The sequence below is a fragment of the Haladaptatus sp. DYF46 genome (assembly GCF_021083305.1).
Classification (GTDB): domain Archaea; phylum Halobacteriota; class Halobacteria; order Halobacteriales; family Haladaptataceae; genus Haladaptatus.
Genome location: NZ_JAJFAY010000007.1, coordinates 114839 through 129161, shown reverse-complemented (window position 1 = coordinate 129161; position 14323 = coordinate 114839). Strand labels below are relative to the sequence as shown.

The 14323-nt window shown below is 53.3% G+C and carries 10 protein-coding genes and 2 pseudogenes; 8 read left to right on the top strand and 4 right to left on the bottom strand.

Annotation, left to right across the window (positions count from 1 at the left end):
• The first annotated feature begins 113 nt into the window (after positions 1-113).
• The 4 genes from LJF34_RS23920 to LJF34_RS23905 are packed head-to-tail and all read left to right on the top strand — an operon-like array spanning position 114 to position 3610.
• Positions 114-1148, top strand: a complete 1035-nt coding sequence (locus LJF34_RS23920; RefSeq protein ID WP_231188400.1) for a PhnD/SsuA/transferrin family substrate-binding protein — start codon at positions 114-116, stop codon at positions 1146-1148.
• Between the two features lie 22 nt (positions 1149-1170).
• A complete protein-coding gene (locus LJF34_RS23915) occupies positions 1171-1986 on the top strand; it encodes a phosphonate ABC transporter ATP-binding protein (RefSeq protein WP_231188399.1) in 816 nt (271 codons plus the stop codon).
• Entirely contained in the window at positions 1983-2939 is a 957-nt protein-coding gene (phnE, locus tag LJF34_RS23910; protein ID WP_231188398.1) for a phosphonate ABC transporter, permease protein PhnE, read from the top strand. The genes LJF34_RS23915 and phnE overlap by 4 nt, the downstream gene beginning before the upstream one ends.
• Positions 2936-3610 (top strand): acetyltransferase, encoded by a 675-nt coding sequence (locus LJF34_RS23905; protein WP_231188397.1) that lies wholly within the window; start codon positions 2936-2938, stop codon positions 3608-3610. Before phnE ends, LJF34_RS23905 begins: the two co-directional genes overlap by 4 nt.
• A gap of 564 nt (positions 3611-4174) precedes the next feature.
• On the opposite strand, the gene LJF34_RS23900 is transcribed toward LJF34_RS23905, so the two are convergent.
• Positions 4175-4417, bottom strand: a complete 243-nt coding sequence (locus tag LJF34_RS23900) for a hypothetical protein (RefSeq protein WP_231188396.1) — start codon at positions 4415-4417, stop codon at positions 4175-4177.
• A gap of 220 nt (positions 4418-4637) precedes the next feature.
• Between LJF34_RS23900 and pdhA the strand changes: the two genes are divergently transcribed.
• The gene (pdhA, locus tag LJF34_RS23895; RefSeq protein WP_231188395.1) at positions 4638-5714 is read left to right on the top strand and encodes a pyruvate dehydrogenase (acetyl-transferring) E1 component subunit alpha; all 1077 of its coding nucleotides are present in this window, start codon (positions 4638-4640) and stop codon (positions 5712-5714) included.
• Positions 5704-6672 carry an alpha-ketoacid dehydrogenase subunit beta gene (locus LJF34_RS23890; RefSeq protein ID WP_231188394.1) on the top strand — a complete coding sequence of 323 codons (969 nt, stop codon included), beginning with the start codon at positions 5704-5706 and terminating at the stop codon, positions 6670-6672. Before pdhA ends, LJF34_RS23890 begins: the two co-directional genes overlap by 11 nt.
• A 376-nt stretch (positions 6673-7048) precedes the next feature.
• Here the strand turns inward: LJF34_RS23890 and LJF34_RS23885 are convergent, their stop codons facing one another.
• Complete coding sequence (locus tag LJF34_RS23885) at positions 7049-8299, bottom strand: transposase (protein WP_231188393.1); 1251 nt, start codon at positions 8297-8299, stop codon at positions 7049-7051.
• Positions 8300-9268: 969 nt separating this feature from the next.
• Between LJF34_RS23885 and LJF34_RS23880 the strand changes: the two are divergent.
• A pseudogene (locus tag LJF34_RS23880) lies at positions 9269-9625 on the top strand (hypothetical protein); the annotation flags it as partial.
• Positions 9626-9641: 16 nt separating this feature from the next.
• Here LJF34_RS23880 and LJF34_RS23875 read toward each other — a convergent pair.
• A pseudogene (locus tag LJF34_RS23875) lies at positions 9642-9755 on the bottom strand (IS630 family transposase); the annotation flags it as partial.
• Between the two features lie 2462 nt (positions 9756-12217).
• Entirely contained in the window at positions 12218-13099 is an 882-nt protein-coding gene (gene epsC, locus LJF34_RS23870; RefSeq protein WP_231188392.1) for a serine O-acetyltransferase EpsC, read from the bottom strand.
• Positions 13100-13134: 35 nt separating this feature from the next.
• On the opposite strand from epsC, the gene LJF34_RS23865 reads away from it, so the two are divergent.
• Positions 13135-13296, top strand: a complete 162-nt coding sequence (locus tag LJF34_RS23865) for a hypothetical protein (protein ID WP_231188391.1) — start codon at positions 13135-13137, stop codon at positions 13294-13296.
• Positions 13297-14323 lie beyond the last annotated feature (1027 nt).

Here is a 14323-nt window from a genome sequence, read left to right as displayed (position 1 = left end):
TATGAACGGCATGTAGGTATCAAGCCGACTGTGCACTCTCGACCCTTTCCGAACAGCCATCAGTACTGTACCCAGACAACGGTTATCCGGGAACCTTCACTTGCACCGCCTGTATGACGACAGACTTCGAAACTGAAACGACCCGATTTCATTCGATTACCACTCGACGAGGCTTCATCACGGCGGCGGGTGCAGCAGGAACGGCCGCATTGGCCGGCTGTTCCGGTGATTCCAAATCCGACGCCGCAGGCAGCGGGACGACGATGGGTTCGTCGAAGAAATCCAAAGAGATCACCATCCTCCTCACGCCCGACAACCCCACGGAGGTGAAAAAACAGTACATGCCGATGAAGAAGTACCTTGAAGCTGAGATCGACGGTCTGAAAGTCAACTATCGCGTGCCGCTCGATTATTCGGCGATCCTCCCTGCGCTTAAATCCGAACAGGCCGAAATCGGGATGGACGATATCACGCTTATCGCCGCGAGCGACAAGATGGACGTCATGGGAACGGCAGTTACGGGCGGCACGGCGTTTTATTACTCGCTGATGATGACACAGCCCGGAAGCGGCATCTCGAAACCGGCCGACGTCGATGGAAAAACGATGGCATTCGCCGACCCATTGTCGACGTCGGGGTCGATTTACGCACTCTACGAACTGAAAAACGCCGGGCTCGAAATCGGAAAAGCCCCAGGTAGTGACGAAGGAGCGGACTTCCAAGGGTCGTGGTCGAACCACGAGGCGGCGCTCCAACAGCTCATCAACGATAAAGCCGATGCGTGTTCGACGTGGGGAGGCAACGGCATGAAAAACGTCCCGAAAAGCGACCTCCCCGACGAGGTCAAAGAGAAGTCCGCGTACGTGGACGATGCCGGGTCGGCGAGCCCCGATCTCGATGTATTCCTGTGGTCGGAGCCGATCCCGAAACAACCGATCTACGCACGAAAAAGCTGGGACGACCCAATGAAGGACACAATAGAGAAGACGCTTCATTCGGCCACCGAGGAGAAGATGAAGCAGTACAAGGGTGACGACTACGACGGGTCGCTTCCGTTTACGACGCTGAAAGACACGTCGATGGACGACTATCAACCGGTCATAATGCGCGTCAACGAACTCGGTATCGACCTGACGCAAGAGAGCTAATCGACGGTAGAATACAATTCGTATGAGTACACTCACAGTACGGAATCTATCGAAACGATACGGGGACGTGACGGCGCTCGACGACGTCTCGCTCAGCGTCGAGTCGGACGAGTTCGTGGTCCTTCTCGGACAGTCCGGGGCCGGAAAGTCGACGCTCCTCCGATGTATTAACGGGTTAACCGCCCCGACGAACGGAACGATAAAGATCGGCGGAGAAGAATCGACCGGGTCGCGGTCGGACGTCGCAATGGTGTTTCAACAGCACAATCTCGTCGAAGAGTTGTCTGCGTTCGCAAACGCCCTGACGGGCTCGCTGAACCGAACCGGATTCGTCCGGAGCGTGCTCGAACAAAATGACGAGACCGATCAACTCAGAGCGCTCGATGCGTTGCAGACCGTCGGACTCCTTGACGAAGCCGATCAACGCGTCGCTCACATGAGCGGCGGCCAACAGCAGCGCGTCGGTATTTCACGTGCTCTCGTCCAAAATCCCCAACTCATGCTCGCCGACGAACCAGTCGCGAGTCTCGACCCGGCGAGCGCGGAGCGCGTGATGGAGTACCTTAGGAAGGCCTCCCGGAAGTACGGCATCGCGACGCTGACGAGCCTGCATCAGGTGAACATCGCCCGATACTTCGGCGACCGATTTATCGGCCTCCGTGACGGGTCGATCGTTTTCGATGGCGGAAAGGAAGAACTCACCCGAGCAGTCATCGACGACCTCTACGGCGAAGTCGAGACAGTCGGAATGGGAATGCCGACCGAGCCCACGGTGGCAAGCACGTCAGACGAGCCAAGACGCGACCGAACGAACAGGATTCTCGGAGAGCCGCAATGAGTCTCGATACGTCCACCCAGTCCGATTCCTTCGATGGGAACGTGCGGGGTCGGCTCGAAACCATTCGACAGCAGAAACGACTCCGAAGGCTGCTGTATCTCGTCGGGTTCGGCTTCGTCATGATAGCCTTCGGTGCGACGTACACGGTCGTCGGATTCTCCGTGACGAAACTCGTTGCGTACTGGCCGGCGTTCGCGGACGCACTCGGCGACTACTTCCCGATGACGACCGTTATCGGCCTCCCAATACTCGACGTGGGGCGGTACATCGACTTCATCCTCGCCGAAAATCTGCTGAATCTATCGGTGGTTACGATTTCGATGGCGTTCACGGGGACGCTCCTGGGCCTTCCAGGGGCGCTCGTCATGGGAACGCTCGGTTCCGAGCGAGTGACGCCGTTTCCGTTCAACTTCGTCTTCCGGATCACGATGAGCGTCATCCGCGCGATTCCCGCGCTCGTCTGGGCGCTCATCTTCATTCCGTTGGGCGGCGTGACGCCGTTCACAGGTACTCTCGCCATCGCCGTCGATACGATGGGCTATCTCGGCCGGTTGTTCACCGACGAACTCGAAGAAATAGACGACGGTCCCGTCGAAGGTGTCCAGTCGACGGGTGCGAACAAGAAACAGACGGTCTACTTCGGCATGCTCTCGCAGGTGATTCGACAGTACATCGCGTGGGGAATGTACATCTTCGAACTGAACGTTCGGATCGCCATCACGCTCGGACTCATCGGCGCAGGTGGACTCGGATTCGTGATGAACATGCAGCGCCAGACGTTCCAGTATACGAATATGATGGCGGCAATCCTCGTCTCGGTGGTGCTCATCCTCGCCATCGAGATGACCAGCCAGCGAATACGTTCGCGGCTTCGTGACGATACGGAGACGAAAGGGTTCGTCGAAATCATACGGGAGTTTCCCGTGAAAACGAGGGAGGCGTTCGCCCGATGAGCAAACACGTCGGAACAAAATCGGACGACGGGTACTTCGTCGACTCTTACGGTACTTCTCGTGTGACGGCACTCTCCGAGGAACCGACGCTTCACGACCCCGTCATTATTACGGACAGCACGCTCGGACGGTGGACCGAAATTCGGCCGGAAACGCGCGTGAGTAACTCGACCATTGGCGATTACACCTATCTAATGGAGCGGGTTCAATTGGATTACACCAAAATTGGGCGGTTCGGCAACATCGCATCAGATGTCCGCCTCGGACCAACGAACCACCCCATTGACCGCCCCACGGCTCACCACTTCACCTACAGGGCGGAGATCTATGGGATGGGCGAGAACGACGAGTCGGTCTTTGAATGGCGTGCCGACGATCGCGTCAATGTCAGTCACGATGTCTGGATTGGACACGGTGCGACCGTTCTTCCCGGTGTGGAAATCGGAACTGGTGCTGTCGTTGCATCCGGTGCCGTCGTCACCCATGATGTTGATCCTTATACCATCGTCGGGGGTGTCCCTGCCGAACATATCGGAGTCCGTTTCGACGAGGAGACCGCTGGACGTCTTATTCGGTCCGAGTGGTGGGAGTGGAGTCACGAGACTCTGACCGACCGTCTTGATGCGTTTCGGGACTTGGAGATGTTCCTCGAACGATACACACCGAAATAATTCGATGGGTTGGTTGGTCTCTTTTTACTTGACTTCGCACGTTAGACGAACATTCCTTCGATCTGATGCATTAGCTTGTCGATGTTTTGATCAGGACTGGTGAGTGCCCAGGACAGAAGGTTCTGAACACTCTCGCGGAACGAACGTTTAATCTCGGTACGAAGCGACGTTGCTCGAGCAAGATCTCGTTGACTCACGACCGTCCGTGATTGATGCACGCAAACAGTGCTATCGACTGACTTTTGAGTGGGAGTGAGATTCCAATTTTCGGTCTTCCCTTCTGTCGCAATAATAGAACCGGGTATTTCCGATACAATTCTCGCCGATAGTACGACTCGTCTCCTCTACTCCCACAGCGTCTGTTGATAATATCGTTGTAATAGAAGGGGATCGCGAGAACGACCCCCTCCGTTTCGCAGAAAAAGACGCACTCCACCGTAATCAACCCACTAGTACCACCATGTGTCACCGGCAGTGCGGTGTGAATCTCGTGTAGTGGTTTGGTTCGAGCGGGGGTTCTGCGAACCCCCGTGATTACAATGGTATAATCCGCTCCGTCCGTGGTTAATTTCCTCCCGCGTTGGCTTCGTGGGCTCGCATCCATCCGGCTACGTCGGGATGGGCGAACGTGATTTCGATGTGATGGCCACCGACGCCCATCGCATCGTCGACCGACAACGTGCGTGACTCTTTGTAGGTCACGCCGGGAATGCGTTCAGCCATCTCCTCCATCACTCGATAGCCGTCGTTTGTGTACGCACAGCAATAGTGCGTCGCAACCTCTCGATAGCCCAATCGTGTGACCATCACGTCATTCGTTTTGGTAATGTTCTTCGCGTGCTCGAGTACATTCAGGTACTTTCCCTCGACTTGTTCACACTCTAAGCATTTTGTGGATGTTGACGAGCTCGGTGTTCTGTTCCGAGCGCTGCACCCTGTGCTGTCCGCTCGTGTCCTAATAGCCAACGAGTTGTACACTGACGTGGAAAACTCTCTAAGTATCTGGCTAACGTATGCTTCTTCTCCCATGCCTCGTGACCACGCCATCGAATTTACCATCGATTACGTTCAGGTGTTGGCCTCGGATGGGTCGATAGATACCGACCTCGACCCTGATCTCGATGAGGATCGCTTACTCGCAATGTACCGAACAATGAAACTCTCACGCCGCCTCGATGAACGTGCGATCGCCTTACAGCGACGCGGTCAACTCGGCACCTATGCTCCGGCAATTGGGCAAGAGGCCGCACAGGTCGGAAGTGCGATGGCACTTACGGATGCCGATTGGATGGTGACGTCATTTCGAGAACAACCCGCGTATCTTTCACGGAACACACCGCCGCACATGTTGCTCTGGTACGCGATGGGGATGGAGGAAGGTGCCGCGGTTTCCCCAGACGACCGTATGATGGCTCCATCTGTTCCAGTTGGCTCACAAGCATTACACGCCGCGGGACTCGGGTGGGCACAAGAAATCGCCAAGGAAGATGCCGCGACGCTCTGTTATTTCGGCGATGGTGCAACCTCCGAGGGCGACGTATACGAAGCATGCAACCTCGGTGGCGTGTTTCGGTCGCACACCGTCTTTCTATGCCAAAACAACCAATACGCGATTTCAGTTCCACGAACGCATCAGACTCGTGCTGAAACGCTGGCACAGAAGGCGATTGCGGCAGGTATCGAGGGGATACAGGTCGATGGAAACGATGTTCTTGGCACGTACGCTGTCGTCAATGATGCACTGGAAAGTGCCCGTAACGGCGACCCAGTTTTCGTCGAGGCGATCACCTACCGCCGGTCGGTACACACGACCGCCGATGACCCAACCGTCTACCGGAAGGAGACCGAGGAAGAAGAGTGGGCGACACGTGACCCGATCGTTCGCTTCGAGACGTATCTCCGTGAGCGAGATATACTGGATGACGAACGCATCGAGACTATCGAAGAGACTATCGAAGCTGACCTTGCTGAAGCGATTGAGCGGGCACAGGAAGAAGAGAAGTCAGTGGACTCCGAGGACATGTTCGAGTACACGTTCTCGTCGCTGACGCCCGAACTTGAACGCCAGCGTGAAGCGTTCCGGGGTGAGTACGATGGCCACTAAACAACGGTTGGTCGAAGCCATCCGTACCACACTCTTCGAGGAGATGGCACGCGACGACTCCATCGTGGTGTATGGACAAGACGTCGGCGTCGATGGTGGTGTGTTCCGTGTGACGGAGGGGCTGATCGACGAGTATCCGAACCGTGTGTACGACGCCCCGGTGGCCGAGGCAGGTATCATCGGTCTTGGTGTCGGGCTTGGAGCCTACGGATTCACACCAGTGCCGGAAATCGAATTCTCGGGGTTCATGGTTCAGGGATTTCATCAAATTCAACAGCACGTCTCCCGACTTCGTAGCCGAACTCGGGGCGAGTTCAACTGTCCGATGACGATTCGTGCTCCCTATGGGGGTGGGATCCGTGCTCTCGAACATCACTCTGAGAGTTTCGAGGCGGGATATGCACAGATTCCAGGATTAAAAATCGCCGTTCCCTCGACTCCCGCGGATGCGAAAGGATTACTCACGACGTCGCTTCGTGATCCCGACCCGGTGATATTCTTCGAGCCGACCCGTCTCTACCGTTCGTTCCGTGAAGACGTTCCCGATGGAGAGTATCATGTCCCGTTAGGAGAAGCAGAAGTGGTTCAAGAGGGTACGGACGCAACTGTCGTAGCGTGGGGTGCGATGCGCCAGCAGGCTGTCGAAGCTGCTGATGCGGTCGACGGAAGTATCGAAATAATCGATCCTCGGAGTATCGTTCCGTTCGATACGGAGACGGTTCTCGATTCGGTGCGAAAGACGGGGCGTTGTGTCGTAGTTCACGAGGCACCACAAACCGCAGGGATGGCCGCCGAAATCATCGCTCGCATTAATGAACGAGCTCTCTATTACCTCGAAGCGCCGGTTCAGCGGGTAACTGGGTACGATGTCCCCTATCCGCTGTTTGCTCGGGAGGACGACTACCTACCGGACGCTGGTCGAATTCAGACTGGTATTGAGCAAATCCTCGAAGAGTGAGATGAATAATGCGACCACTACTCAGTGTCGCTGTTTTGTTTCATGTATTCGAAAGCAATCGAGAGCGCCTGGTCGAGTTGGATAGGGCGATCTGTGAACCGTACTTGGGTTGGTGTGCCGAGTTCGCTCCGTGGTTGTGAGTAGGTGATCCACTCGTCATTGTGTTCTTCGCGGGTACAGACTACTCGCTCTGCATGACCGACCCACGCATAGATTTCATTGCTTCTTGTTTCGGTTGTCCATCCTGACGGTGCTTCTGTATCGTGTTCGTTGGAAGAGGGCATCGTAACTCTGTTAAACGGGATGAACAAGCGTGACATCCTCCCCGTCGTAAACGACGGGGCTTCCCATACCGCACGTTGGGATATTTGCCGGTCTACGACATGGCTTGTTCTCTCGTGTGAAACATTCCGCTCTCGCGGTCGAACAAGTATGTCGAGGGCTGTGCCACACAGCCGTTACTCCTATCCTCGCCGTGAGGACTCGGAGTTATCTTCTGACGCAGATTCTCCGCTCCGTTACAATCCGCGTTCCCGACCAAACCGCACGACGAGCAGACGTACAACCCACGCTCAACTCGGTTCGACTTAGTGTCATCACCACACGCTGAACACGTCTTCGAGGTGTTCCACTCGTTCTCTTTCAGCACCTCAACTCCTCGTATCACACCTTTGTATTCGAGGTACTGGTAGATACGGTCGAACGCCCACGTATGCAACTTCTTGTTCCCCGTCTTACCCCAATCCGAGTTGCGAACTTCTTCAGGCCAACTCACCGCGAGCGTACCGACACCACGTTCAACACACTCCGTGATGATGGTGTCCGTGAGCGTGTGGTAGAAGTGCGTCTCACGGTCAGCGAGTTTCCGACGTGCCCACATCGACTTCTCAGACGGGCCGTTCTCACCTTCAGTGTCGTACTCGACACGGTTGAAGTAGTGCTTGTCCTGTTTAAGCGAGTTACCGGGGTACAACACGTATTCGTCAGGGAACGCGAGCGTGGCGATGTTCTTGATGCCAAGGTCGATGCCCGCCACACCGTCGCCTGTGGAATCGTTGGTTTCGAGTTCGACTTTGCAGACGAAGTGGAGTTCCCATTTGTCGCCGTTCCAGACGGCGCGAACGTTCTGCACCGACTTGACTTCCGAGAGGTCAACATCGGGACGAGTCTGATACTCACAGAGCAGGAAGTCCGAGAAGTGTTCTTTCAGATTCGAGCCTTTCGAGAGCCGAACACGATTGTTCTGGGGGTCGTGTTTGAAACCGTCTGCTTTGAACGTGACCGTACTACGTGGTCGTTCGTCGCCGTGTTTGCGGTATCCGGGTGGATTCGCCTCGTCAAACTTGTGTCGCAGGTCGAACCATGACCGGAAAGCATCAGAAAGTTCTTCAATGACTTTCTGACTAGATTGTGCGTTCAAGTCTTTCCAGCACGACTGGTTCTTCATATACGATTTGAGCGAGCCTTCGTCGGGGATTTCACCAATTTCATCCCATACTCGGTCGGCTGTCCATCGTGCGACGTTCCAAATTTTTGAGGCGGAATCTCCGAGCGAGTCAAGGCCATCGCAGACCTGCCGGTGGTTCTGGATGGAACCAACGTAGGTGCGCGTGACCTGAATCGCCATACATAGCCTATGTAGACAAATCTACTTAATAGTGTGGATTAGCGTGGAATATCCGGGTCAGCAATCGACGGTGGTCGTGTAGGAATTGTCGGATTCACGCCCGCCCTAAAGAGCGGGATTCTCTCCTCGAAGGAAGATAGTTGTTGTCGGCCGTATCTCGTGTTGGTTCGTGTTCTTACCAGCTATTCCTCATTGTGACGAACTGTATCTCGAGATCAATATCGGGGTCCCCAGAGTGAGCCGAACGACTATGCCATTAGTAGTCCTAATACCACAAAATGTCGAATCATCCTTTCACGTTCGACTGCCGGTTTCCCATTCACGTTGTTCGAGGGGTCGGTTTGAGACTCATCGCTTCCTCCCAAGACATTCCTTGCGTCGATGACAATCCACCTGCTATCTCATCGGTGTGGATTTGACAAACACCGATGTTTCAGGGTAGCTCTCTGGTCGTTCTGTCTGTACTCTTCATCGGTGCCGCTAACGTTGTATATATCGCTAGCATTTATGTCTTGAACACGACCGATGTCCTTTCAGTCCGATGGGGGCTGGGACAAGCACTGAGCGGCCTCATTCTGCTCGCCATCGTCACAAATCTCCCCGAACTCGTTATCACGACGAGCGCAACGCTTTCGCATAATCTGGACTTGGCAATCGGGAATATTCTCGGTGGAATCGCAATCCAAACTGTCGTCCTCGTCATTTTCGATGTGTTTGGAATTGGCCGATCGGACGCACTTACGTACTGGGCGTCATCGCTGCAACTCGTCGTTGAGGCAAGTGTCGTGATTGCTGTCCTCTCCGTCGTCGTGATGGGGAGCCAGCTCTCGCCATCATTTCTCGTGTTCGGTATTACTCCACCCGAGATACTAATTCTGTGTCTCAGGACTACCATGGGAGAAAGAGGGTGCAGCACCCGGCGGCCAGCAGGAGCCACGAGGAGTTGCCAAACGAAAGAAACACCGCCGAATGACGGTCGCTGGCAAGACAACACCGTACATCGTCGGTCTCTTCGTTCTCGCTGCAGTTGCAATACTCGTCGGTGGTATCGTACTCGAACGAACGAGCGACCAAATCGCCCGCCATCTCGGAATTAGTGGTGCAGTCTTCGGTGCTACAGTGTTAGCAGCTGTTACTTCATTGCCGGAAGTTGCGACCGGAATGGCAGCCATCAAACTCGACGATTATGAACTCGCAATTAGCGACATTTTCGGGGGCAACGGGTTTTTGCCGACGCTGTTTCTGTTAGCCTCACTCCTATCTGGTCGTGCTGTGCTCCCCACCATGCCATCGAGTACCCTCTATCTTACCGCACTCGGAATTCTTCTTACTATAGTAGACATTAGAAGTAGTTGCTCACTGTTGGAAGAGATAGCTGGTCGAGAGCGGTATCAATCGCCGTGGTTAATTCGTCGAGTGAATCAAAGAATCGGTTGCTCAGAGCGTCTTGGAGTTCCTCGACAGAAATATCGTCAAGATGGTCCATTAGAACACTCAACGTTATCCGGGCAGAAATTTCTAACGGCTACTATAGATCTCACCATCGGTGGTCCTGAGAGTGATTACGATGCTAGTGAGAGCGAATTGCTCTATGCGCGTCCCAACGAGGAATCCGACTGTGCTTTATTTTCTACTGGAGCGCTCTTCCTCATCAATTGGGAGTTCATCCTCGCTCACGAAGACAAGGGAGAGTGGATGGAGTTTGCGGTCTTCGAATGCAGCAAGTGTCTCCTCGTCTAGTCCTTTAATGAGAGCATCGACGCTCAGTGCTATTGTATTGGATTGCTCGTGTGTTTCAATTCCCACATCTGTGAGTTCCAACTCGTGACCGTCTTGCAACTCAATCGAGATCTTCATCCATACTCGGGTTACTATACTAGTGATAAATCATTTAGGGCTGTTGGAACAGGGGGTATATGAACAAATCCCGAGAATACGGTGTGACTCTCCCCATCGCCGTATGTCGGCTAAGCCGGGTAAGATACAGATACATCGACTAGCGATAGTGATCAGTGAGCTACTGACCAGACGTTGTTCTCAAATACTGAAAATACAAATCTCCTATACAGTCTTCCTCTCATGATATTCTCACCCTTGTCGATCCTCATTCTATTCGTTCGTACCCCCCTATTACTTTGGAAGAATTTGGAGGTACAGATCGGTATTTGACGCCTTTAAAATCGCATAGAATCGCTTAGGGATGGTTTCTGGCCATAGAATCCAGCCTTAGGATTCTAAGGCTGGATCGAAATCATAAATGAAGCCTTTCACGGCTTCAAACGACTGAAAGCCGGACATTACCGTGATATCTCTATTCCTGTTACTCATCCAACCTTAGACTTTCCATCTCTTATTACTATTCCAACCTTAGATTTGCGGATCGATATGGGCTCATACAGGTAGTATCACGGAATAGAACGTCTATATCCAGCCTTCGATCTAAGTTATTAAAATCCCATAAATACAACTACATATACTTGTATCTTCAGGGACACACCTGTCGATTTGATCGTCGATTCAGGACATCTCTTGCGTTCCCAAAGTAGTTGGTACAGGAGGCCGTTGTGAGATGAAATGAGTACTGGCCTCACTCAATGTCCTGACTGTGGATGGACCGGTAATACAAGTGATTGCGTAATCGATGAACTCAAACGAACGTGTCCTGTCTGCAGCTACGTCTTTCGACGTACTTCGTGAACTGAGAAGTCTATTCACACTTACTTCGGAATCCACCAGATAGCAACTTGTGGACTCAATTTTCTTCGCTTTACCACTCCATCTTCATGTAACTCCTGACCCGTCCATGGGCAGACGGTCGCTCAATGCCAAGCGGATCTGTGACCCACCAAATGGCCACTACTGAAAATCCAATACCTGGAGGAACTGACTCCCCGTTATTTGAGTCCCGGTAATCGCCCTACGGCATAATACGGAAGAGACAAACACAATTCACATGTTTATCTTGCACGCGAACGGGAAGGACAGCGATGTAGAGTCCGGGCGGTGATTTGCTGTCAAACACATCAAAAGCAGTCCTCAACCCCGTCCAACTCACATGCTTATTTGGTACCAGTGTCACTCTATCTGGTGACTGATTGTTCCCTTCATTCTCATCAAATCGCTCCCAGTCGCTGCCACTCTTAGTCCAGACTCGCCACTGAGCCGCATCGAGAGACAACTCCGTTTGGCTCTTGTTTTTGATTTCAATCCTGAAGTCGTCGATTGCTGATTGATCACTAATCGTACTCGGAGAGACACGCACTGCAACACCATGCGCCGGAGTGTCCGAGTGAGAACACGAAACAGGCGACTGGACGAACTCACCGGGTGGGCAGGGTTGATCCTTGATCTTTGGAGGAGTGGAGGTAAGACGGGCACATCCAGTCAGTCCACTAGTAGAGACGCTCGCGAATGCAACGAGTATCTGTCGTCTAGAGGGCATAAATTGATATTTCAACCACATTTATAAGTATCTTCCTTCACACAAGTTAGTGAAATCAGGTAATTCAAGCAGAGGCACCCCTCTTCACTGATTCTAATAGATTCTGGGTTGGCACGAGTTAGTATAAGATACTAACTTTTCCGACCATCTACTCCTCTGGAATCCACCAGATAACCACCCGCGGACTCAACTTCCCCCGCTTTATCTCTTCATTCTCGTGCAACTCCTCAAGCCGTCGATGCGCGGAGGGCCGCTCAATCTTCAGCGTATCCGCCACCCACCGAGCGGTCACTGCTGGAAACTCTGACTCGCGCACTGCCGTCAGAATATCGTTGTCCGTTGTTTCCTCTGCAAATTAACTGCGAGTCTTGCGTTCTCTCGTCTGTTATTGGAGGGGCAAGCATGTCATCCGGCGCAACTACCGTGGACGCACACCACTTAAGCGGTTGTCCTCCACGACAGTGAAACGAAGTGGACTAATCCTCCGTCTCGCTACCGTTCGATTTGCGTTCTTGCTCGGGATGGTCAGAGACGTACACTGTGGTATTTGCAGGGATATCCTCGGTAATCCAGGAGTTTGCGCCGATGCTGACGTGATTGCCGACGGAGATGGCGCCGAGGACGTTCGTCCCGGCACCGATGACGACATGATCGCCAATATCCGGGTGGCGCTTATACCCCTTCTTGAGTGCGTGGTCGGTGTCCTCTTCTTCTTCAAAGTGCAGGGCACCGAGGGTGACGTTCTGGTAGAGCCGACACCAATCTCCGATAGTGACAGTCTCGCCAATGACGACTCCAGTGCCGTGGTCGATGAAAAAGTAGTCTCCGATCTCGGCGCCAGGATGGATGTCGATACCCGTGTCGCTTTTCGCAGCTTCGGTGAGTTCGCGGGCGTACTCCTCCCTGCTCTCCTTGTACAGTTCATGAGCGACACGCTGTGCGACGATGGCGTGAAATCCTGGATACGCTCGGATAATCTCTAGATATGACTTCGCAGCAGGGTCGCCTTTGTACGCGGCTTCGACATCGCGTTTGAGCCGCTCTCTGATCGCGGGCAGCTCGTCGATGACGGCACTGATGCAGTCCCGTGGGTGAGTATGGGGAGCATACAACTGGCAGCCTCTCATGAGTTGCTCACCGAGTTCGGTGAGGGTTTCTTGAACGTCTTCGGTGTCAATGTGGTCTGCATAGGCATTCCAGCAGCTTGGAAAGAGGAGACGGTGAAGAAGCGAAAGTTCAGTGCGCACATGTGAGGTCTTTGGGGCGGTTCGGGGCTCGTGGACCGGAAAGGGAGGCTCGTCGGCCTCGTAGGCGGCGACCAAGCTGTGGTGAGCGTTACCGGTGTAGCGGTACTCCATCACTCTTTTTGTATGGAGCTAGCTGGGAAGAAGCTGTGGGAGAGGAGGACACTTGCCTTGTTTTCTCTGTAGAGCACAAGGCGAACAGGATGAAGAATGTCACTGTCGGCGTTAACGACGCTGACGGTGGGTACAAACAAATCAAGAAAACGCTCACCATCTCAAAACCAACACCGGAATCCAACTCGGCAGGATAAGATCCCCTGGGGCACGGACTACAAGGTCTCTGTCAACGTCGATGGCGGACCACGGAAAACGTACATGTGGAAGGAGGTCCATGACGCGCTATACGTCTTCTTCACGGAGGATGGACTATCGTTTAAGACACGGAAACATCCGCCGTCGTCGTGGACGAACGACACCAAAAACGCTAGTCTTCAAGATGAACGACGTGCGCTGCAACAGCCGTGAGACTTTCGGCTGCAACCGTTGGTCAGCCCCTTGACTGAATTATATAATACAACTAAGCTATGTCTGACGAACTTATTTGCTCCATCGAAGCTTTGGTGGAGATACGCTCTCACAGAGGCCAGCACGACGCCATCGTCTGGCGCCATCACCCGACAATGTCGTCATGTCTGGTTGTGAGAGTTCCCTCTTTCCCTCTCATTCTTCACGACGGGCCGAATACGGTTTGTTGTACAGTGCCTTCTCACCCGGGAGGTAGTGTTTCAGAAATTCGTATCAGAGATGGATGGGTCCTCTCAAATCCTGCCGGCACTGCCAGGCATGGTTAGCGACGACCAACTGTCGTTGCTTCGTATATAACTGCGTCAGTTCGAGGCGTCCACGTCCGAGTTTGTTTGGTCATTTGAGACTGATTGTCCAGTCGCTCAGCCTCATTGACCCATCACGGTCGGGGAATCGTCTTGTCATGCATCGTGCACCAATGCTACTTGACTCCCTCGAATTTCATTTTATTTGAGTGCTGTTTAAACAACACCGAGAATTTTTTACTCTTGGTAATATTGGTGAAGGAATACTGTTTATACCGTTCACAACGTTTTAAGCGGAGAAAAAGCGAGAGAAACAGAACTAGGCACAAGATAATTAATACGGGGTGGTGAGACTGCACTTTTGATGGTGTCAGACAGGCAAAATCGAAGTATCGCAAGTCGTCGAACCTATCTCAAACTAACCGGATCTATCATAGCATCGTCTGCAATTATGGGAACCGCCTCTTCATCCCTATCGGATTACGATGACCAGTACGACACAGTCATT